12 protein-coding genes and 1 tRNA gene are annotated in these 20,407 nt (G+C 68.9%); 3 read left to right on the top strand and 10 right to left on the bottom strand.

The features are described from left to right. Positions 1–8: 8 nt before the first annotated feature. Complete coding sequence (locus DDE10_RS09100) at positions 9–368, bottom strand: Rap1a/Tai family immunity protein (protein ID WP_114952450.1); 360 nt, start codon at positions 366–368, stop codon at positions 9–11. Between the two features lie 353 nt (positions 369–721). Here DDE10_RS09100 and DDE10_RS09095 point away from each other — a divergent pair, with 353 nt between their 5' ends. Both DDE10_RS09095 and DDE10_RS09090 read left to right on the top strand, forming a co-directional pair. Further along, the gene (locus DDE10_RS09095) at positions 722–1,144 is read left to right on the top strand and encodes a DUF2147 domain-containing protein (RefSeq protein ID WP_114952449.1); all 423 of its coding nucleotides are present in this window, start codon (positions 722–724) and stop codon (positions 1,142–1,144) included. Between the two features lie 73 nt (positions 1,145–1,217). Continuing rightward, on the top strand, positions 1,218–1,787 hold the full coding sequence (locus DDE10_RS09090) for a DUF308 domain-containing protein (protein WP_114952448.1): 570 nt from the start codon (positions 1,218–1,220) through the stop codon (positions 1,785–1,787). Positions 1,788–1,805: 18 nt separating this feature from the next. On the opposite strand, the gene DDE10_RS09085 is transcribed toward DDE10_RS09090, so the two are convergent. Next, complete coding sequence (locus tag DDE10_RS09085; RefSeq protein WP_114952447.1) at positions 1,806–2,357, bottom strand: HdeD family acid-resistance protein; 552 nt, start codon at positions 2,355–2,357, stop codon at positions 1,806–1,808. A 189-nt stretch (positions 2,358–2,546) separates the two neighbouring features. Here DDE10_RS09085 and DDE10_RS09080 point away from each other — a divergent pair. Beyond that, a tRNA-Gly gene (locus DDE10_RS09080) sits at positions 2,547–2,620 on the top strand. Positions 2,621–2,893: 273 nt separating this feature from the next. Here DDE10_RS09080 and DDE10_RS09075 read toward each other — a convergent pair. The 8 genes from DDE10_RS09075 to treZ all read right to left on the bottom strand — a co-directional run bounded on the left by DDE10_RS09075 (position 2,894) and on the right by treZ (position 20,266). After that, positions 2,894–3,526 carry a glutathione S-transferase family protein gene (locus DDE10_RS09075; protein ID WP_284734545.1) on the bottom strand — a complete coding sequence of 211 codons (633 nt, stop codon included), beginning with the start codon at positions 3,524–3,526 and terminating at the stop codon, positions 2,894–2,896. Between the two features lie 106 nt (positions 3,527–3,632). Further along, entirely contained in the window at positions 3,633–6,080 is a 2,448-nt protein-coding gene (gene treY / locus DDE10_RS09070; RefSeq protein ID WP_114952445.1) for a malto-oligosyltrehalose synthase, read from the bottom strand. Then, positions 6,077–7,933 (bottom strand): 4-alpha-glucanotransferase, encoded by a 1,857-nt coding sequence (gene malQ / locus DDE10_RS09065; RefSeq protein WP_114952444.1) that lies wholly within the window; start codon positions 7,931–7,933, stop codon positions 6,077–6,079. The genes treY and malQ overlap by 4 nt, the downstream gene beginning before the upstream one ends. Further along, on the bottom strand, positions 7,930–10,020 hold the full coding sequence (gene glgX / locus DDE10_RS09060; protein WP_114952443.1) for a glycogen debranching protein GlgX: 2,091 nt from the start codon (positions 10,018–10,020) through the stop codon (positions 7,930–7,932). The genes malQ and glgX overlap by 4 nt, the downstream gene beginning before the upstream one ends. After that, positions 10,020–12,182, bottom strand: coding sequence for a 1,4-alpha-glucan branching protein GlgB (glgB, locus tag DDE10_RS09055; RefSeq protein ID WP_114952442.1), 2,163 nt, complete (start codon positions 12,180–12,182; stop codon positions 10,020–10,022). Before glgB ends, glgX begins: the two co-directional genes overlap by 1 nt. Further along, the gene (gene treS, locus DDE10_RS09050) at positions 12,179–15,325 is read right to left on the bottom strand and encodes a maltose alpha-D-glucosyltransferase (RefSeq protein WP_284734544.1); all 3,147 of its coding nucleotides are present in this window, start codon (positions 15,323–15,325) and stop codon (positions 12,179–12,181) included. The genes glgB and treS overlap by 4 nt, the downstream gene beginning before the upstream one ends. Further along, positions 15,322–18,279 (bottom strand): alpha-1,4-glucan--maltose-1-phosphate maltosyltransferase, encoded by a 2,958-nt coding sequence (locus DDE10_RS09045; protein WP_114952440.1) that lies wholly within the window; start codon positions 18,277–18,279, stop codon positions 15,322–15,324. The genes treS and DDE10_RS09045 overlap by 4 nt, the downstream gene beginning before the upstream one ends. A 103-nt stretch (positions 18,280–18,382) precedes the next feature. Continuing rightward, positions 18,383–20,266 (bottom strand): malto-oligosyltrehalose trehalohydrolase, encoded by a 1,884-nt coding sequence (treZ, locus tag DDE10_RS09040; RefSeq protein ID WP_114952673.1) that lies wholly within the window; start codon positions 20,264–20,266, stop codon positions 18,383–18,385. Positions 20,267–20,407 lie beyond the last annotated feature (141 nt).

The following is a 20,407-nucleotide window of genomic DNA, read 5'->3' as shown; positions in this document are numbered from 1 at the left end:
CGGGCCGGTCAACGCTCCGTCGGGCGCTCCGTCCCGGCATCGCCGTTGCAGGCAAGGCGGTCGGCGAGCGCTTCGCGGACGAGCAGGGCGGCCGCCCGCTGCCGGCGCTCGGAATCCTGGGCGAGATATTGCGTCACCCGTTCGGCCGCCTGGCGGTTGTTGATCGGGGCCGGACACAGCAGCGGCGCCCCGCCGCGCGAGCGGGCGTAGAAGAGGCCGTCGAGCACGCCGGCGACATACATCGAGCATTGCCCGCCATTGGGCCGGGAGCAGATCGCGTAGAGCGCCTCGCCGGTGAAGAAGGCTGGAATGAGCGGCGGCTCGCCGGCCGCCTGAAGCCCGATCAGAAGCAGGATGGCCTTGGTCAAGATGCGGTCTCTCCTTCGCTCGCCGCCAGGCCCGCGCGGGAGACTGCGGGCCCGCCCGGTAAAGCTTCCGCTGCCGTCGCGGCCGTCATGACAGACGTGACGGAGGCGGAACGAGCAACTGGGGCGATCGGTCCGTCAAGCGGCTGCCTTGCGGCAGGGAGACGGCTAGCGCCGCAGGCGCGGGGGTCAAGCGAAGCCGGGCGGGCGGGGACGAATTGGGCGCGATACGGGGCGGGACGTCCTTGCCGCGCCCGCCCGGCGCAAGCGTGTGTCGACCTTGATCGGACGGACTTGCGCCCCAGATAGGGATGGACACCCCGGCGAGGGGGAAAATCGATATTTTGGAGAGACCTATGCGCATCCTGGTGACCGCGCTGACCGCGGCCGTTCTGGCACTGTCGGGGCTGGCGGCGAATGCGTCGGCCGACGCCGCCGCTCCCGGAGCCGCCGCCGGAATCTGGAAGAATCCGAAGAACAATGTCCATGTCCGCATCGCCCCGTGCGGGACTTCGGTATGCGGCACGGTGGTCTGGGCGAGCGAGCGCGCGAAAGCCAAGGCCCGGCGCGGCGGCACCGCCAGCCTGGTCGGGACCCAATTGCTGCGCGAGTTCCGGCAGACCGCGCCCGAAAGCTGGTCTGGCCGCGTGTTCGTGCCCGACATGGGCCGGACCTTCTCGGGCACCCTGCGCAAGAGCGGGCCGAACAGCCTCGTCGCGCGCGGCTGCCTGGTCGCCGGACTGATCTGCAAGTCGCAGACCTGGACGCGGATCGGCTGACGCAGCGCTCGGAAGCCGTTTCCCTGCGAAAGACGTCGGCCTATGATGCCTCCGCTCGGCCGGAGGAAAGGCGATGGCATCTGAGGCACTGACGCGAAGCGGGGGGCGGCGGGCCGTCATCCTCGCCGCCGCGTTGCTGACCCTGCTCCTCGGCCTTGCCGCCTTGGTGCTTCCGGTGGCGAAGGACCTGCCCGGGGGTACGCTGGTCGGGTGGCTGCTGCTGATCGCCGGCCTGGCCGAGTTGGCCGCCGCGGCCGCGCGACGGCCCGATCCCGCCCGTAGCGCGGCGCTGGCCGCGGGCGCCGTGACGGCCCTCGACGGACTGCTGTTCGTCCTCAACCCCTATATCGCTTTCGTGCCGCTTTCCTGGCTGGTGACGACGTGGCTGCTGCTGCGCGGCACGCTCCAGCTCGTTGGCGGGCTGCGCAGCCGCGAGCCGAGGGTGCGGGCCTGGACCTTGTTTTCCGGGGGTGCCGATCTTCTCCTCGGTCTTCTGCTGCTGCTCGGCCTGCCGGTGGCGATGCTCGTCACCGGCTTATTCGGCCCGACCCGGGAGATCGTCGCCAGCTTCGCCCTCGTCCTGGCGGCAAGCTTCTTCGTCACCGGCGGCGCCCTGGTCGCGATCGGCCGCGCCCAACGCTGAATACCGGCCGTCCTTACCTCAGAGACGAGACAGCCGGCGCAGGCCCAGTGCGAACAGGATGGCGCCGGCGCCGCGAACGACGAAGCTCACCCCTATCGCGACGGCCAGGAAGAACAGGGCCGAGAACGGATCCATGATCATCAGCGCGATCCCGAGGATGATGTCGACGAGGCCGAGGAAGACGAGCCAGCCCTTGCCTGCCGGGGCCCGCGCGGCGCCGGCAAGCTGCAGAAGCCCGGCAAGGACGAGCCAGGCGCCGATCGCCCAAACCAGCGACAGCACCCCGGAGAACGGATTGATCATGACGATGATTCCGGCGAGCACGGACAGCAGGCCGAGCAGGACATAGATCCAGCCGCCGACCGCCCGCAGATCGGTCATCCCGGCGACCACCGCGAAGATGCCGCCGGCGATGAGGAGCCAGGCGAGGATGATGCCGGTCGCCAGGCTGGTGGCGATCGGCTGCAGGATCGCCAGGACGCCGGCGACGACGAGGACGATCCCGAGGACGAGCACCCAGCCCCAGCCGGGCCGGAGCCGGGCTGTCTCGCGTTCGATCGACTCCGCCATCGGCCTTCCTTTGACAACGGCATTCGAACGAAGCGCTCGGTGGCCGGGTTCCTCGGTTGCCGCCCCGCGCACGCGCGCCGCTTCAGGGAGGCATCGTGCCGATCTCGACCGATCCGCGCGACGACCGGACCCTGACGCGCCTTCGGGCTTGAAAATTCCGGCGGCTTGCCTGATCTAGACGGCGCCCAAGCGGGTGTAGCTCAATGGTAGAGCAGAAGCTTCCCAAGCTTACGACGAGGGTTCGATTCCCTTCACCCGCTCCATTTTCTGCTCTTCGGGACGAACCCTCGTTTCCTTGTGGCGCTTCGCCGCAAGCGGCTGTGCGAGGGTTCGATTCCCTTCACCCGCTCCATTTTCTGCTCTTCGGGACGAACCCTCGTTTCCTTGTGGCGCTTCGCCGCAAGCGGCTGCGCGAGGGTTCGATTCCCTTCACCCGCTCCATTTTCTGCTCTTCGGGACGAACCCTCGTTTCCTTGTGGCGCTTCGCCGCAAGCGGCTGCGCGAGGGTTCGATTCCCCCTCACCCGCTCCATTCCATCATCCTTCCGGAAAATTGCGCCTGACGGCGGCGGCGATCTGCGGCAGCTTGTCGGCGCGCAGCGCCAGCGCGTGCGCTTTCGGGCAATGCTGCGCCAGCCACGGCCGGCGCGGGCGCCAGTGGGACATGATCGTCACATAGGCGTCGAGCGCCGAAGGCTTGTCGCCGAGGACCCATGCGTCCGGCTCGAGCGCCTGCTCGAGCTGCCGCCACAGATCCTGCCGGAAGGCATCCACGTTGGCCGTCAGCTGATCGGCGGCGTCCGGCGCCCAACGCTCGGGATAATCGCGATAGGTGAAGGTCGGATAGAGCGCCGACACGAACCAGATCAGCCGGTTGAGGAAGGCGGGGCGCAGCGGATCGCCCGCCGCCGGCGCGAGACCGGCCTCCGGGCGAAGCTCGGCGAGGTGAAGGGCGATGGCGGCGCTCTCGGTATGGACGAAACCGTCCGGGGCGACGAGCGTCGGCACCCGCGCCAGCGGATTGACCGCGAGCAGACGGTCGCGCGCCGGCCCGGGCGCGTCGAAGCCGTCGACATCGACGAAGTCGTAGGACTCGCCCGCCCAGTCCAGCATCGCCTCCGCCAGCGACGAACCCCAGCCCGCAACTCCGTATAATCGCCAATCCGACAATGGGCTTCTCCTCCGGATCCGGCGCAGACGCTGGTCACCAAGCAGGTTCAAATAGAAAGTGTTTCGACTGGGCCGCAACAGCCGCGCGGCGCAAGCGCCCCACCGATCAGGCCGAAGCTGCCTGAGCCGCTGCCGATTCGAGCAGGGGCCGCCAGTCCCTTCCCTCCATCATCGCCAGCTGCACGGGCATGTCGCGGAGCAGATCGGTCGCCATCAGCGGCTCGCCGGTCAGCTTCACGCTTGTATCGCCCCACCAGGACGCCGACGGCACGCGCCGATCCGAGCCGGCAATTGCCGCGGCGCCATGAAGCAAGGCGACGCCCAGCATCGCGCGGGAACCCTGGCGACGGACGAAGGCGAGGAGATGGTCCCGGCGATCGCCTGCCACGGTCGCGGGTTCCCAGCCGCCGCGCCGCCAGAGTTCCGGATCGTCGCGGCGCGCGGCGAGCAGTCGCGCCAGCAAGCCTTGCTTGACGGCATCGAACGATTGCCCCGGGTGATCGAGCGCCGCGGCGCGGGCGCCATAGTCGACCGGCCGTCGATTGTCCGGGTCGACCAGGCTGAGATCGCCGAACTCGCAGCCCTGATAACAGTCCGGCACGCCTGGCGCGGTACAGCGCAGGAAAGTCTGGACCAGCGAATTGGCCTCCCCGGCCGGCCGGATGCGATCGACGAAAGCGCACAGTTCGGTGAGGAAGTCGGACGACGGGCCGGGGTCGAGCAGCCGCTCGAGCCAGGTCCGGCACGCCCCCTCATAATCCTGATCGGGCGCGGTCCAGGACGAATGCAGCTTTGCTTCCCGCACCGCCTTTTCGAGCCACGCCCAGATCCGGTCGCGAAAGACGGCGAGGGCGTCGGCATGGCCGGCCGCGAGACCATCGGGCCAGGCGCCGACGAGCATCTGATAGACCATATATTCATCGCCGGGATCGATACCGGCGTCGCCGGCGCCGTTCGAGGCTCGCCACCGGTCGGCCGCTTCGGTCCATTCGCCGGGGAGCTCGCTGAGCACGGCCAGCCGGGCGCGAACGTCCTCGCCCCTCTTGTGATCGTGGGTCGCCGTGGTCAGCATCGCCATCGGCCAGCACGCGGCGCGGTTCGCCATCGCGCGGTGAAAATCCGGCGCGGCGAGCGAGAACCGCGCGGCGTCGAAGCCGACATCGTTGCGCGAGAGCAGACGCCCGTAGCGGTAGAAGGCCGTATCCTCGACCGCCTTGGCGGCGATCGGGGCGGAGAGCTGGCGGAAGCGGCGGCGGGCCTCCTGCAAGATCTCCCCTTCACCGCGAGGCCCCAGCCAGTCGACGACTTGATCGAGGACGTCGCGCTCGCCCGGCGAGACCAAGTCCGCGGCAGCCGTGCGCACGCGTCCGAGCAGCCCCGCATCTTCGGAATCGCCATAGGTCCGATAGGCGGGGAAGACCTGGAGCAGCGCCTCGATCGCGCGGCGGAGGCTCGCCGCGGTCAGCGCCTCCGTCTCCGGAGACGCTTGGGCAACCCGGGCGAAGGCGCGGACGCAGGCGCCGAGCTGGCCCTCGAACTCCCAGGCGAGGATCTGCCGCCGGGCCAGGCGCTCCTCCGGCGCGAAGTCGGCTGTCCGGCCGGTGAGCCCGGTCCAGTGCCGGCTCAGCGCCGGCTCACCCTCGGCATCATGAAGGAGGGCGGCGGTTTCCTCCATGAAGTCGTAGCCGCTGGTGCCGTCCACGCCCCAGTCGTCTCGCAGAGTCTCGCCGGGGCCCAATATCTTCTCGACGACGATCCAGGCCTGCGGGCCCAGCCGTTCGCGCAGGCGCCGGCAATAGCCGGCCGGATCGGCGAGGCCGTCGACATGGTCGACGCGGACACCGTCGATCAGCCCCTCCTCGTGAAGCCGGAAATAGAGCTGGTGGGTCGCCTCGAACACCACTTCGTCCTCGACGCGGACGCCGGCGAGGCCGGTGATGGTGAAGAAACGGCGCCAGTTGAGCAGGTCGTTGGCGGTGCGCCACCAGGCCAGCCGGTAATGTTGTCGATCGAGCAGGGCCGCGAGATCCTCGCCCCCGGCATCCTGGTCCTCGTCCCGCAGCGGATAATAGTCGCAGTCGTGTGCGAGCAGGCCGAGACGCCCGTCCCGGTGCTCCAGCCGGAGCGCGCCCTGGTCGATCGCGTCGCGGACCGGCGAGCCGAGGAAGGGCAGCAGGATCTTCTCATCCCCGTCGACGTCGAAGAATCGGGCGAAGCGGCTGGCCCGGCCGTGGGCCAGCACGTCGTTCCACCATATATTGGCGCCGCCGGTGACGCTCATATGGTTGGGAACGATATCGATGACGAGGCCCATCGCGCGCGCGCGCAGCGCCTCCGCGAGGCCGCGCAAACCAGCCTCGCCGCCCAGCTCGGGGTTGATCCGCGTCGGATCGATCACGTCATAGCCGTGGGTCGAGCCGGGCTGCGCTGCCGTCACCGGCGATGCGTAGACGTGGCTGATCCCGAGCCGGTCGAGATAGGGCACGATCGCCTCGGCATCGGCGAAGGTGAAGTCGCGGTTGAGCTGAAGCCTGTAGGTGGCGCGCGGAATCATCGCTCCCCCGCCTTGCCGAGGCTCTCCGTCCGGGTGACGATCTCCGGATCCACGAACATCGCCTCGATCTCGACGGGAAGGCGGCGGCGCCAGTTGGGATGCTCGTCGATCGTGCCCGGCAGGTTGGGCTGCTCCTCGATCCCGAGCAGATCCTCGGCGGGGATGAGGGCGAGATCGCAGCCGCTCCCGCCAGCGAAGGCGATGGCGGCGGCGACCGCCCGTTGCGGACTGTTTCGTGTGGGCTGGCGGCCGCCATCGCCGATCGCGCGCCAGAGGCGCCGGCGATCGGCGGCGCGGGCCGCCTGCTCCGCTTCCGCCGATTCGAAGTTGCTCGACCGGCCGATCCGCCACGTCCAGTCGATGTCGCGGCCCGACCACCAGCCGGCCACGGTCGGCAGATCGTGGGTCGACGTCATCGCCGCGGCAGTGCGGTCCCACTCGGCCGAGGGCTTGAAGCCGCCGCGCCGCGTCCGCTCGAACCAGAGCACCCTCATGCCGAGCAGGCCCCGTTCCTCCATCTCCTCGCGAAAGCCCGGCGATATCGTGCCGAGATCCTCGCCGACGACGATCGCCCGCGCCCGCCACGATTCGAGCGCGAGGAGCCGCATCAGGTCCGTCTCGGGACAGGCGACGTAGGCGCCCTCGGTCGCCGGGAAACCCTGCGGGACCACCCACAGGCGGCGGAGGCCGAGCGCGTGATCGATCCGGATCCCACCGGCATGGCGCAGCGACGCGCGGATGGTAGCGATGAATTCCCGGAAGCCGGTCCGCCGCAACGCCGGCGGCGAGAAAGTGGTGATGCCCCAATCCTGCCCATCCGGTCCGAGCGGGTCCGGTGGGGCGCCGACCGACAGGCCGGTGAGCAGGGCGTCCCGAGCGCTCCAGGCATGGCTGCCGCCGGGGTCCATTCCCACAGCCAGATCGGCGACGAGGCCGATCGCCATGCCGGCCTCGCGCGCGGCGGCCTGCGCCTCGCCCAGCTGTCGATCGGCCAGCCACTGGATCCAGGCATAGAAGGCGATCTCGTCGGCCTGTTCCCGGGCAAAAAGCTCGACCGCGGGCGAAGCGGGATCGCGATAGGGCTCGGGCCAGGACAGGAAGCCCCGCCCCTCCCCGGCCTCCAAAAAATGGGCGTAGAGCGCGTCGTAGCGGGCGTGACGCTCGAGCGGCTCGCCCTGGGCGCGGCGCCAGGACGTGAGCTCGGTGCGGGCATCCTCTTCGAGCGCATCGTAAGCGGAGCGCAGCCGCCGCAGCCGCTCGGGGATGGCTTCCTTCCAGTCGATCAGATCGCGCGCCGGCGTGCCGGCCGCGCCGCCTTCGGGAGCGGCGAACAAGGCGTTGAGGAAGAGCCGCGTGGACGGGCCATAGGGACCGTAGCGCGCGGGATCGGAGGGGAAGAGGGCGTGGACCGGGCTGATCGCGAGGGCATCGGCGCCGAGAGCGCCCGCGCGCTCGGCGAGGAGGCGCAGCGAGGCGAAATCGCCGAATGGCTCGCCGCGGCGGTCGCGCAGTGAGGGCAGCTGGACGGCCAGGCCCCAAGGCCGGCGGCCCGGCGCCGCGTCGACGATCGTCCAGGCCCGCGGCGGGGCGACCGCGACGATGACGCCGTCCGCGTCATGATAGCCCGGCTCGTCGAAGGCCGGCAGGCGGCGGCCGGAAGGGAGCGTCACCGACTCGCCGATCTCGGCGGTGACCAGAGGCGGCTCTTCGGGCTCGCTGGTGTCGCCGAGCGCCTCGAGCACCGCTTCGAGGCTTCGATCGGAAACGCGCTGCTGCTTGCCGGCCGCGTCGATCCAGTCCCTGACAACCCCCGCCTCGCGCGCACGCCGATCGAGGGCGCTCTCGCGGCTCATTCCGCAGGGCTTTCCCAGACGACGATCGCGGCGGCGCCCTGCATCAGATAGTAGCTGTCCTTGATCTCGTGCTCGTCGAGCTCCGGATAGGCGCTGTCGACGAGCAGCCGCCGGACCGCCGAAGGCGGCGGCAGATTGTAGACGAGCGGCTCGGGCGAGCTGTTCAGCATCAGCGCGACGATTTCGAACCGATCTTCGACGCGCTGGGCGAGACGCATGATCAGCGCCCGGCCTTCGCTATTGTCCCAATCCTCCTGGGCGAGCCGCATGCCCCGCTCGTCCCACCAATCGATGTCGGGCAGATCGGGCGCGACCTCGTCGCCGTAGAAATAGCGATGGCTGCACAGCATCGGATAGCGCCGGCGAATGTCGATAAGGCGCCGGGTGAACCGGGTCAGCGCCTCGCCTTCGGGCGAGCGCGCGTGGCGCCAGTCGAACCAGCTGATCTCATTGTCCTGGCAATAGGCATTGTTGTTGCCGCCCTGGGTGCGGGCGAACTCGTCACCGCCGAGCAGCATCGGCGTGCCGTGCGATCCGAGCAGGGTGACGAGCATCGACCGGCGCAGGCGGGCGCGCATGACGAGCACCGCCTTGTCATCGGTCGGGCCCTCATGGCCCCAGTTGCGCGCGTAATTCTCGCTGTGGCCGTCGCGATTGTCCTCGAGATTGGCCTCGTTGTGGCGCTGCTCGTAGCTGGTGAGGTCGGCGAGCGTATTGCCGTCGTGGCTGGTCAGGAAGTTGACGCTCGCCCAAGGCCGCCGCGCCCGCCGGTCGAAGATGTCGCCGGAACCCGCCAGCCGCGCCGCCAGGTCGCCGCGCATCGCGGAATCTCCGCGCCAGTAACGTCGCACCGTGTCGCGGTAGCGGTCGTTCCATTCCGCGAAGCCGGGCGGATGGTTGCCGAGCTGATAGCCGCCGGGGCCGATGTCCCACGGCTCCGAGATGAGCTTCACCCGCTGCAGCACCGGATCCTGGCGCAGCACGTCGAAGAAGGCGGCCCCGGGCTTGAAGCCCTCGTCGGTGCGGCCGAGAATCGTGCCCAGATCGAAGCGGAATCCGTCGATGCCGAAGGAGGTGACCCAATAGCGCAGCGAATCGGCGACCATCTGGATGACCCGCGCCTTCGACATGTTGAGCGTGTTGCCAGTGCCGGTGTCGTTGACGAGGTGGCGGGGTTGGCCGTCGACCAGCCGGTAGTAGGTCGCATTGTCGAGACCGCGCCAGGACAGGGTCGCACCCTGCTCCGAGCCTTCGGCGGTGTGGTTGTAGACGACGTCGAGGATCACCTCGATCCCGGCAGCGTGCAGCCGCCGCACGGCGAGGCGCAGCTCGTCATGGCTGTCGCCGGCGAAATAGCGCGGCTCGGGCGTGAAGAAGGAGAGCGTGTTGTAGCCCCAGTAATTGCTGAGGCCCTTCTCCTGGAGGAAGCGCTCGGAGACATAAGCATGGATCGGCAGCAGCTCGATCGCCGTGATTCCGAGCCGCTGGAGATGCTCGATCACCGCGCCGTTGGCGAGTCCGGCGAAGGTGCCCCGTTCGCGCGGATCGACTTCCTCCATCAGCTTGCTCAGCCCGCGGACATGCGCCTCGTAAATGACCGTTTCCGACCAGGGCGTGTTCGGCCGCACGTCGCCGGACCAGTCGAAGCTGTCGTGCGTGACCACCGCCTTGGGCATGGCCGGCGCGCTGTCGCGCCGGTCGAAGCTGAGGTCGCTCCGCGAGGAACGGACCCGGTAGCCGTGCAGCGCGTCGGTCCATTTGAGCGATCCCACCAGCTTCTTCGCATAGGGATCGAGCAGCAGCTTGTTCGGATTGAAGCGATGGCCCTGGTCAGGCGCATAGGGGCCGTAGGCGCGATAGCCGTAGACGAGGCCGGGCAGCGCGTCGGGCAGGTAGCCGTGCCAGACCTCGTCGGTCCATTCGGGCAGGACGTAACGCGCCACTTCCCGCCGCCCGGCAGGGTCGAAAAGGCACAACTCGATCTTTTCGGCATGGGCCGAGAAGACGGCAAAATTGATGCCCGTCCCGTCGAACGTGGCGCCGAGGGGATAGGGGGAGCCGGCTTCCAGCCGGTCGGGACGTGCCATCAGGCCTCTTCTTCGTAGCGGAGCAGCAAGGCTGCGAGCGGGGGCAATACGAGCGCCGCCGATGCCGGGTTCCCTTCCGCCTGAACCAGGCCGGCATTTCCGCGATCGCTGCCGCCGTAGAGGGTCGAGTCGGTGTTGAGCAGCTCGCGCCACCGTCCGGCGTGGGGGAGCGGGACTCGGTAATCCTGGTGCGGCTGCGGGGTCATGTTGAGCACGAAGGCGATCGGCCTCTCTCCCGGCCGGCCCTTGCGAAGGAAGGCGAAGACGCTGTTGGCGCTGTCACCGCCGACCAGCCATTCGAAGCCGGCCGGATCGGAATCGTGGCGGTGGAGGGCGGGCTCGGCGCGGTAGAGCCGGTTCAGGTCGGCGACGAGACGCTGCATGGCGGCATGCTCCGGCCGCTCGAGCAGGTGCCAGGCGATCTCGCCGTCGTGCGACCATTCCGTCTCCTGGGCGAGCTCGCCGCCCATGAAGAGGAGTTTCTTGCCGGGATGGGCCCACATGAAGGCGAGATAGGCGCGAAGGGTGGCGAGCTGTCGCCAGCGGTCGCCGGGCATCTTGCCGAGCAGGGATCCCTTGCCGTGGACGACCTCGTCGTGGCTCAAGGGCAGCACGAACTTCTCGGTCCAGGCATAGACCATCGAGAAGGTCATTTCGTGATGATGCCAGGATCGGTGGATCGGATCGCGCGACACATAATGGAGGCTGTCGTGCATCCAGCCCATGTTCCATTTATAGTCGAAGCCGAGGCCGCCCTGGTCGAGGGGCGCGGAGACACCCGGCCAGGCGGTCGATTCCTCCGCGACGGTGATCGCGCCGGGGCAGCGCTCGCGCACGACCCGATTGAGCTCCTTCAGGAAGGCGACGCTCTCGAGATTCTCGCGCCCGCCATGGACGTTCGGGATCCACTCTCCGGCCTTGCGGCTATAGTCGCGATAGAGCATCGACGCGACGGCATCGACCCGCAGGCCGTCGATGTGGAAGGTTTCCATCCACCACAGGGCCGAGGCGATCAGGAAGCCGAACACCTCGGTGCGGCCGAGATTGTAGATGAGGGTGTTCCAGTCCTGGTGATAGCCTTCGCGCGGATCCGCATGCTCGTAGAGATGGGTGCCGTCGAAGCGGGCGAGGCCGTGCAGGTCGGATGGAAAATGCGCCGGCACCCAATCGAGGATGACGCCGACGCCTTCGCGGTGGCAGGCATCGACGAAGCGGGCGAAATCCTCCGGACTGCCGAAGCGGGCCGACGGTGCGAACTGCGACAGCGGCTGATAGCCCCAGGAGCCCCCGAACGGATGCTCCATGATCGGCAGCAGCTCGACATGGGTGAAGCCCATTTGCGCGACATAGGGGACAAGCCGCTCGATCAGCCCGTTCCAGTCGAGATGGCTGTCGGGACCGTGCGGCCGCAGCCAGGAACCGGCATGGATCTCGTAGACCGAGATCGGCGCGTCCGGCCGCTGCCGGGCGCCGCGGCTCTCCATCCACTCTTGGTCGGACCAGCGGAAATCGGGCCGCGGCGCCACCACCGATCCGGTCCGTGGCGGGCATTCGGTGGCCCGGGCGACGGGGTCCGCCTTGAGCAGAAGGCTGCCGTCGGCGCCGATCATCTCATATTTGTAGCGCTCCCCCGGGCCGAGGCGAGGCACGAACAATTCCCAGACGCCCGCCTCGACCCGCAGCCGCATCGGATGGCGACGGCCGTCCCAGCCGTTGAAGTCGCCAACCACCGACACCCGCCGTGCATTCGGCGCCCAGACCGCGAAGGCGACGCCGGGCACCCCGTCCATCTCGGTCGGCTGCGCCCCGAAGCGATGGGCGAGCTGCCAATGGCGACCCTGGCTGAACAGATGCAGATCGAGGTCGCCGAGGACGAGTCCGAACGCATAGGGATCCTCGGTGACCTGTTCGGCTCCGTCGGGCCAAGCGATGCGGAGCAGGTAGGGAACCTCCTCCGCGCACGCGCCGGTCCAAAGGCCGTCGCCGAAAGGCTCGAGCCGCCCGAGCGGACGACCGTCGTCGCGAGCCAGCAGCTCCACCCCCACGGCGCCGGGCTGGAAGGTGCGGACCGTGCCTGCGTGCGGGCCGAGCAGGCCGAACGGATCGGTCAGTCGCCCCGCCATGGCCTCGGCGGCGGCGCGGGCGAGGCCGTCGTCGCTCATTCCGCGGGCTCCAGCAGCCGTTCCGATAGGCGGGCGAGCCCTGCGCGCGGGATCTCGATCCAGTCCGGGCGGTTGGCCGCCTCGTAGCGCACCTCGTAGGCCGCCTTCTCGATCAGGTAGAGGTCGAGCAGCGGTCCGCGAACGTCGCCGGCCACGCTTCCATAGCCGCGCAGGAAGGCTTCGATCGCCTCGTCACGGAAGCGCTCGAACATCTGCCGTGGATCCTCCTGGAGGACCATTCCGGATTCGCCGAGCTGGCGCTCGGCGGCCGCGGCGGCATAATCGAACGATCGGATCACGCCGGCGACGTCGCGCTCCGGCAGATCCTTGGCCCGGCGCTGCTCGAGCGACCGCGCCGGCTCGCCTTCGAAGTCGATGATCATCACGTCGCCGGCGGTGACCAGCACCTGGCCGAGATGGAGGTCGCCATGGACGCGCGTGCGCATCCGGCCGACCGCGCCGCGGGCGAGCGCGTCGATCCGGCGTTGCAAGGCCTCGCCCTCGTCGAGATCGGCGATTTGCTCCCGCACCCGGCGCGCGAGCGCATCCGCCTCGGCCTCGCCGACCCGCTCCGGTGCGAAGGCGGGATCGTCGCTCGGCTGGGCGAGCAAGGCGTGCATCTGGGCCAGCCGCCAGCCCAGCGTCTCGGCGAAATTGACGTAATTCTGGAAATCGCCGTCGCCGGCATCGCGCTCGGCCGCCGCCCGGGAAAGCGTGTCGAGCGTCCATTGCCAGCCGTCGCCCTGATTGTAGACGAAGCCCTGGACGATCATCAGCGTGTGCGGCTCGCCGTCCGGGCCAGTGCGGACGATGTCGCCGAGCAAGGGCGGCACGTTGGCGAAGCCCCGCGCACGCAGGTGGCGGGTCATCTCCGCCTCGGGATGGATGCCCGGCTGGATACGGCGCAGCAGCTTCATCACGGCGCGGCGGCCCAGGATCAGGGTGCTGTTCGACTGCTCGGCGGCGATCCACTCCGGCGAGAGCTGGTCGGGCAGGTCGATCTCGTCGCCGGTGCGGCACTGGATAGTGCCGAGCGGTGTCTCGAGGCTGGTCCCGGAACGCAAGGCCTCGACGATCGCCTCCGCGAAGACCGGCACCGAGAAGCCGTCGGTGAGCAGGCCGACGGTACGGCCGCGGCGCACCCGGGCGAGCGCGAGGTTGGGCGCATAGGGGCCGCTCGGCTCGCCTTCCCAGGCGATGCCGAGCGGCAGCGCGTAAGTCGCGGTCTCGCGGGCCGTTGCCACCTCGATCTCGGCCAGGACGAGATCCTTGGCGCCCGGGAGGGGGACGGCGCTGGCGACGCGCACCGATTCCACGGCGCTATCCTTGCCGGCGAACCAGCGTCGCTGGGCGACATATTCGGGAAGGACCTCGCGCTCGAGCACCGAGCGATTGTCGCCCTCGGCGACCGAGAGGAGGCCGTCGCGCAGCACGAAGGTATGCTGCTCGACCGCGCTCGGCGGCGCCGTGCTGCTCCATTCCGGCGGCGTCGCCTCCTCGCTCAACAGGAACCAGTAGAAGCCGTGCGGCGGCAAGGTGAGCAGGTAGGGAAGCTGACCGAGCGGCGGGAAGGCGGCGCGGCCGGTCATCTCGATCGGCGTGCGTCCGGCAAAGTCGACGAGGTCGAGCTCGACCGCCTGGGCGCTGCGGGCGAGATTGGCGATGCACAGGATGGTCTCGCCCTCATGCTCGCGCAGGTAAGCGAGGATCTTGCGGTTGGCGGGGCGCAGGAAGCGAAGGGTGCCGCGGCCGAAGGCGTGATGCTCGCCGCGCACCGCGAGCATGCGCTTGGTCCAGTTGAGCAGCGAATGGCTGTCGCGCTCCTGCGCCTCCACATTGACGGCCTGGAAGCCGTAGAGCGGGTCCATGATAGGCGGCAGCGCGAGCATCGGCGGATCGGCGCGCGAGAAGCCGCCATTGCGGTCCGGCGACCATTGCATGGGCGTGCGCACCCCGTCCCGGTCGCCGAGATGGATGTTGTCGCCCATCCCGATCTCGTCGCCATAATAGATGACCGGCGTGCCCGGCATCGACAGCAGGAGGGCGTTCATCAGCTCGATGCGGCGCCGGTCGCGCTCCATCAGCGGCGCGAGCCGGCGGCGGATGCCGAGGTTGATCCGCGCCTTGCGGTCGGCGGCATAGGTATTCCACAGATAGTCGCGCTCGGCGTCGGTCACCATCTCGAGCGTCAGCTCGTCATGGTTCCTGAGGAAGATCGCCCACTGGCAGTTGTCGGGGATGGGCGGCGTCTGCCGCATGATGTCCGTGATCGGGAAACGGTCTTCCTGGGCGACCGCCATGTACATGCGCGGCATCAGCGGGAAGTGGAACGCCATGTGGCATTCATCGCCCTCGGCCCCGAAATATTGCTGCGTGTCCTCCGGCCACATATTCGCTTCGGCGAGCAGCATCCGGTCGGCGAAATGGCGGTCGAGATCGGCGCGGATCCTCTTCAGCACGTCGTGGGTCTCGGGCAGATTCTCGTTCGAGGTGCCCTCGCGCTCGATGAGATAGGGGATGGCGTCGAGCCTGAGGCCGTCGACCCCCATGTCGAGCCAGAAGTGCATGACCGAGAGCACTTCCTCGAGCACCCGCGGATTGTCGAAATTGAGGTCGGGCTGGTGCGAGTAGAAGCGGTGCCAGTAATAGGCGCCGGCGACCTCGTCCCAGGTCCAGTTCGAGCGCTCGGTGTCGCAGAAAATGATCCGGGTACCGGCATAGGCCTGATCGCTGTCGGACCAGACGTAGAAGTCGCGCTCGGGGCTGCCCGGCGGCGCATGGCGGGCGGCCTGGAACCAGGGGTGGTCGGCCGAAGTGTGGTTGATGACCAGCTCGGTGATCACCTTGAGCCCGCGCCGATGCGCCTCGTCGACGAAGGCGCGGAAATCGTCGAGCGTGCCGTAATCCGGGCTGACGTCGCGATATTCGGCGATGTCGTAGCCGTCGTCACGGCGCGGGCTGGGATAGAAGGGCAGCAGCCAGACGGCGTTGACGCCGAGCTCGGCGATGTAATCGAGCTTCGCCATCAGCCCCGCAAAGTCGCCGATCCCGTCATTGGTGGAATCGAAGAAGCTCTTGACGTGGAGCTGGTAGATGACCGCGTCCTTGTACCAGAGCGGATCCTTGGGATGGACGGGCTTCATGCGGCGCTCCCCGGAGGCGCGACGCGCCAGATCGCGTAAGGCTGGTCGGGATCGAGGCGCAGGTGCTGGATCTTGCCGTTCCATTGGAAGCGGCCGCCGCGCACCAGGTCCTCGACGTCGAGGCCGTCATGGTCGGCGAGGCCGAACTCCCAGAGCGGGAGCTCGAAGTCGCATTCCTGGGCGTTGTGCGGGTCGAGGCTCACCGCGACCAGGATCATCTCCGACCCGTCCGGCGCGCGCTTGCCGTAATAGAGGATGTTGTCGTTCCATGCGTTGAAGAAGCTGACGTTGAGGTGCGTCTGCAGCGCCGGATAAGCGCGCCTCAGCCGGTTCAAGAGGGTGATGTCGGCGATGATGTTGCCGGGCGCCTGCCAGTCGCGCGGCTTGATCTCGTATTTCTCGCTCTCCCAATATTCCTCCTTGCCCGGCACCGGCTCGGACTCGCACAGCTCGAAGCCCGAATAGACGCCGAACAGGCCGGAGAGGGTCGCCGCCAGGCAGGCGCGGATGCGGAAGCCCGCGCGGCCGGAGGTGTGGAGAAAAATCGGATTGATGTCGGGCGTGTTGACGAAGAAATGCGGGCGGAAGAAGTCCGCCACCTCGGTCGTCGTCAGCTCCGTCAGATAGTCGGCGAGCTCCTGCTTGCCGTTGCGCCAGGTGAAGTAGGTATAGCTCTGCGAGAATCCGATCTTGGCCAGCCGGTACATGATCGCCGGCCGGGTAAATGCCTCGGAGAGGAAGATGACGTCCGGGTGGAGCCCGCGCACCTCGCCGATCATCCATTCCCAGAAGGGAAAGGCCTTGGTGTGGGGATTGTCGACCCGGAAGGTCTTCACCCCCTCGCCGATCCAGAACAGCACGACGTCGCGAAGGGCGAGCCACAGATCGGGGATCGACTCCGCCTTCCAGAAGTCGACGTTGACGATGTCCTGATATTTCTTCGGCGGGTTCTCGGCATATTTGATCGTGCCGTCCGGCCGCCAGTCGAACCAGCCGGGATGCTCCCTGAGCCAGGGATGGTCGGGTGAGCATTGGATGGCGAAGTCGAGCGCGATCTCGAGGCCGTGTACGCGCGCTTCGGCGACCAGCCGCCGGAAATCGTCGAGCGTGCCGAGCTCGGGGTGGACGGCGTCGTGGCCGCCTTCCTCGCCGCCGATCGCATAGGGGCTGCCGGGGTCGTCCGGACCCGGATCGAGGCTGTTGTTGCGGCCCTTGCGATGCTTGCGGCCGATCGGATGGATAGGCGGGAAATAGAGGGTATCGAAGCCCATCTCGCGGATCTGCGGCAGGCGGGCGACGACGTCGTCGAAGGTGCCGTGGCGATCCGGCCGATCCGACTGCGAGCGCGGGAAGAGCTCGTACCAGCTCGAGAAGCGCGCGGCGAGGCGCTCCGCCTCGACCCGGCGCGGCGTGCAGGCGATGGCGAAGCGGCGCACGTCCTTCTCGTCGATGAGGAGCTGGAGTTCGGGATCGAGCAGGATGGCGGCGGCGGAATCCTCGTCCTCGGCTTCGTCGAGCGCCGCGAGGAAGGCCTGCAGCCGCGGCTCGTGCGGGAGCGCCGCCTCGACCAGGCGCCGGCCTTCGAGAAACTCGACCGGCAAGGCGACGCCGGCGTCGCGCTTCTTGATGAAGTCGCGCCGAAAGGTCCCGAAGACGTCGAGCCAGCCTTCGACCTGATACTCGTATCGGCCCAGCCGCTCGAGCGGGAAGGCCGCCGTCCAGCGATCGTTGCCCTTCTCCTCCATCCGCGCCGAGCGCCACGCCTTCTCGTCGGCCGCACGCCAGCGGAGCTCGGCGGCGAGCTGCTCGTGCCCGTCGCCGAAGAAGACCGCCTCGACCTCGACGACGTCGCCGACCGTGCGCTTGACCGGGAACCGACCCTCGTCGACGTCGGGGCTGATCCGCTCGATCACCAGGCGCGGCCGCTGCGCCGCCTCGCGGGCGCCGGCCGGCTTGCTGAGGCGGCCGACGCAGATCGGCTTCGCCCGCTTAGCGAACAAGGCGCGCACCTCCGCCTCGCCGAGCGGCGCGAAGGCGGGCAGGCTGCTGCGGCGGCGCCGGAACGGCTGGAACTCGGCGCCGGAGGCGGCGAGAATCTCGCTTTCATGCGGCAAGGTCGCCTGGGCGAGGCTGCGATTGACCAGCACCAGCATCGCCTCGTCCGCGTCGCGCATGTCGGGTGAGTCGCCGCGGACGATGGCGGTGGCCCGATTGCCCGCGGGGAAGAGCCGCATCTCGCCCGGGAAGCGGCGCGCCACCTCGGCGAGCTCGAGCGCGGCTCGGGTCGCGTCCGGAGCCCTCGCCGCAAGCTCGGCGGGGACGATCATGCCGTGCCCGGCGATCGCGGCGAGCCGCAGCAGCCGCTCCGCCTCTGCGGCCGTGCCGGCGCGCCGCGCCGCCTCCCCGGTCACTTCGGCGACGAGCGGCGCCACCCGGCGCAAGCTCTCATATTCCTCCGCCAGCCAGTGCGAGCGCCGGTCCCAGAAGCTGAAGGAAGAGACCAGGGCGTCGAAACCGCGCAACCGCAGCGCCGCCTCGCGCTCCACGCCGACGCTTTGCGCGACCAGGATCAGATCGGCACGGCGGCCGCGCAGCTCGCCGAGCAGACCTTCCAGCCAATCGGGATCGGCGCAGTCCGGACGATGAAGACGAAAGCCCGACGCGCCGGCGTCGAGAAAAGCCTGGAGCCGCTCGACGATCGAGCCGCGCACCAGCTTCGCCGCCTCGTCCGAGTGCAGCCGCGCCCGCGCCTCGCCTGCGGCGGGTCCCGGGCTTCGCGGATCGACCGGCCCGTCGCCCCGCCACTCCCGGCGCAGTATGAACGCCTCGGGATGGGCGGCGACCAGCGAATCGTCGAGCTCGAACCGGTCGATCTCGATGTCGAGCAGCCAGGGCAGCGGCAGGCGCACTTGCGGAGCTTCGGCGAGCAGCAGCGCGTCGAAGCCCGACGGCACGGTGGCGCCGGGTTCGAGTCGGGACGGATCGGAGAGCGACAGGAGCCGCAGCGAGATGGTGGCCTCCCCTCGGGCGTGGTGGTTAATGGACGATTCCCAGCCTCTAACTCCGCCTGCCCGATGCCGTTCCGTCGGCACGCAGAAGCAGCGCGGAATGGCCGGCAATGTGCCAGCTGCCATCCTCCGACTGGGGCCGGACCGTGCCGCGGCCGCCATAAGCGGGATTCTCGCTCGACCAGACCAGGCTCCAGTCCCGATCCTCCGGTGGAGCGAGCAGCGGCTCGGCGACGGTCGGCAGATCGTAGTCGCGGCCGAGATTGACGAGCAGCAGGCGATCGTCGCCCCGCTCGCCGAACCAACGCAGAAGCAGCGCCTCCGCGCCGATCACGGCGCCGTCGAGCTGCCGCCGCTCGCGGATGCGCAGCACCTTGTCCTCTCGCCTGATCCTGAGCAGGTCGCGGTGCATCCGGAGGCCCTTGGCATGGGCGCCGCGCTCGCGCTCGCCATGGTCGAGCCGGCAGCGCTCGAAGGTGGCCCGGTCGTGCGGCGCCGGCAGATCGACCTCGGCCAGCGACGGGAATTGGCGCATGAACTCGCCCCTGCCCTTCTCGACCAGAGCGGCGAGCTCGGGCTCGTGGTCGGCGAAATAGAGGAAGGGCGCGGAGGCAAGGAATTCCTGCCCCTGGAACAGCAAAGGCGTGCCCGGCATCAGCAGCAGCATGGCGGTGAGCGCCCGCCAGCGGCCCGGGCTGGTCAGCTCATGGCCGCGCAGCGACAGCGGCGTGTTGGCGATCTGGTCGTGATTCTGGAGGAAATTGACGATCGCGCTCGGCGGCAGGTCGAGCGCCGCATGGCCCCGGCGCGCCCGCTGCCAGGCATAATATTGGCCTTGGAAGAGGAAGCCCCATTTCGCCGCCGAGAGCAGCTCCTGGGGGCTGCCGACATGGTCGCGGTAATAAGCCTCGTTATGACCGGTCGCCGCGACGAGGGCGCTGTGGTGGAAATCGTCGTTCCAGATCGCGTCGAGGCCATAACCGCCACGCTCGCGGGGGCGCACGATGCGCGCCTCCTGGCGCTCGTTTTCGGCGATGACCAGCGTGGTGCGTCCGGCGCCGGCCTCTCGCACCGCCCGGCCGATCCCGACCAGCACATGCTCTTCGCTGTCGTCCCTGATCTCCGGCGTCGCATCGAGGCGCAGGCCATCGAGATGATATTCCTCGATCCAGTAGTGCGCGTTGGTCGTGAAATATTCCCGGACGCCTCCATTGCCTTCGTCGTCGAAGTTGAGCGCGTCGCCCCAGTCGGTGTGATGCTTGTCGGTGAACCAGGTCTTCGAGAATTGGGGCAGGTAGTTCCCGCTCGGGCCGATATGATTGTAGACGACGTCGAGGATGACGGCGAGGCCGAGGCCATGGGCGGCGTCGACGAAGCGGCGCATGTCGTCGGGATTGCCGTAGAGCCGGGTCGGGGCGAAGAGGTCGACGCCATCATAGCCCCAGCCGAAGCGGCCGGCGAACTCGGCCACGGGCATGACCTCGAGCACGGTGACGCCAAGCTCGGCCAAATAGGGAAGCTTGCCGATCGCCGCCGCCCAGCTTCCCTCGCGGGTGAAGGTGCCGATATGCATCTCGTAGATGACGGCGTCGTCGAGAGCGACGCCGCTCCAGGCGGAGTCGCTCCAGCCGAAACGGGCGGGATCAACCACCTCGGAGGGGCCGTGCGGTCCCTGCGGTTGAAAGCGCGAGGCGGGATCGGGGAACGGCCCGTCCTCGTCCAGACGGAAGCGGTAGAGGGTGCCGGCGCCGCCCGGAATCCATCCGGCGAAATAACCCTCACCATCCGGTTCGAGCGCGTGGGCGCCGCCGCCTTCGATCACCGCCTCGACGCGCTTGCGGGCCGGCGCCCAGACCCGCAAATGGGTGCGCTCGCCGAAAATCTCCGCCCCGATCGGCAGCCGCCGGGTGGGCGGCGCTTCGGCTGCCGGCATGTCCTTCTCCTCCGCTGATGCGGTGGCGAAACCGCCCGAAGGCGAGGCGGTTCCGGCGGGAGCCGTCGCCGCCAACATGCGTTAGCGGGTCGGAATCGAAGCGCCTTTCCCGCTGAAAGGTGCAGGAAGCGGAAGGGCAAC

Origin of the sequence: Sphingosinicella terrae, from assembly GCF_003347635.1 — a bacterium.
Taxonomy (GTDB): domain Bacteria; phylum Pseudomonadota; class Alphaproteobacteria; order Sphingomonadales; family Sphingomonadaceae; genus Allosphingosinicella; species Allosphingosinicella terrae.
This window is presented reverse-complemented; position numbering and strand designations above follow the sequence as displayed.

Excerpts from the sequence above, each read along its gene's own strand:
- DDE10_RS09095 (WP_114952449.1), top strand. The coding sequence starts at position 722 with ATGCGCATCCTGGTGACCGCGCTGACCGCGGCCGTTCTGGCACTGTCG.
- DDE10_RS09090 (WP_114952448.1), top strand. The coding sequence starts at position 1,218 with ATGGCATCTGAGGCACTGACGCGAAGCGGGGGGCGGCGGGCCGTCATC.
- DDE10_RS09085 (WP_114952447.1), bottom strand. The coding sequence starts at position 2,357 with ATGGCGGAGTCGATCGAACGCGAGACAGCCCGGCTCCGGCCCGGCTGG.
- treY (WP_114952445.1), bottom strand. The coding sequence starts at position 6,080 with ATGATTCCGCGCGCCACCTACAGGCTTCAGCTCAACCGCGACTTCACC.
- malQ (WP_114952444.1), bottom strand. The coding sequence starts at position 7,933 with ATGAGCCGCGAGAGCGCCCTCGATCGGCGTGCGCGCGAGGCGGGGGTT.
- glgX (WP_114952443.1), bottom strand. The coding sequence starts at position 10,020 with ATGGCACGTCCCGACCGGCTGGAAGCCGGCTCCCCCTATCCCCTCGGC.
- glgB (WP_114952442.1), bottom strand. The coding sequence starts at position 12,182 with ATGAGCGACGACGGCCTCGCCCGCGCCGCCGCCGAGGCCATGGCGGGG.
- treS (WP_284734544.1), bottom strand. The coding sequence starts at position 15,325 with ATGAAGCCCGTCCATCCCAAGGATCCGCTCTGGTACAAGGACGCGGTC.
- treZ (WP_114952673.1), bottom strand. The coding sequence starts at position 20,266 with ATGCCGGCAGCCGAAGCGCCGCCCACCCGGCGGCTGCCGATCGGGGCG.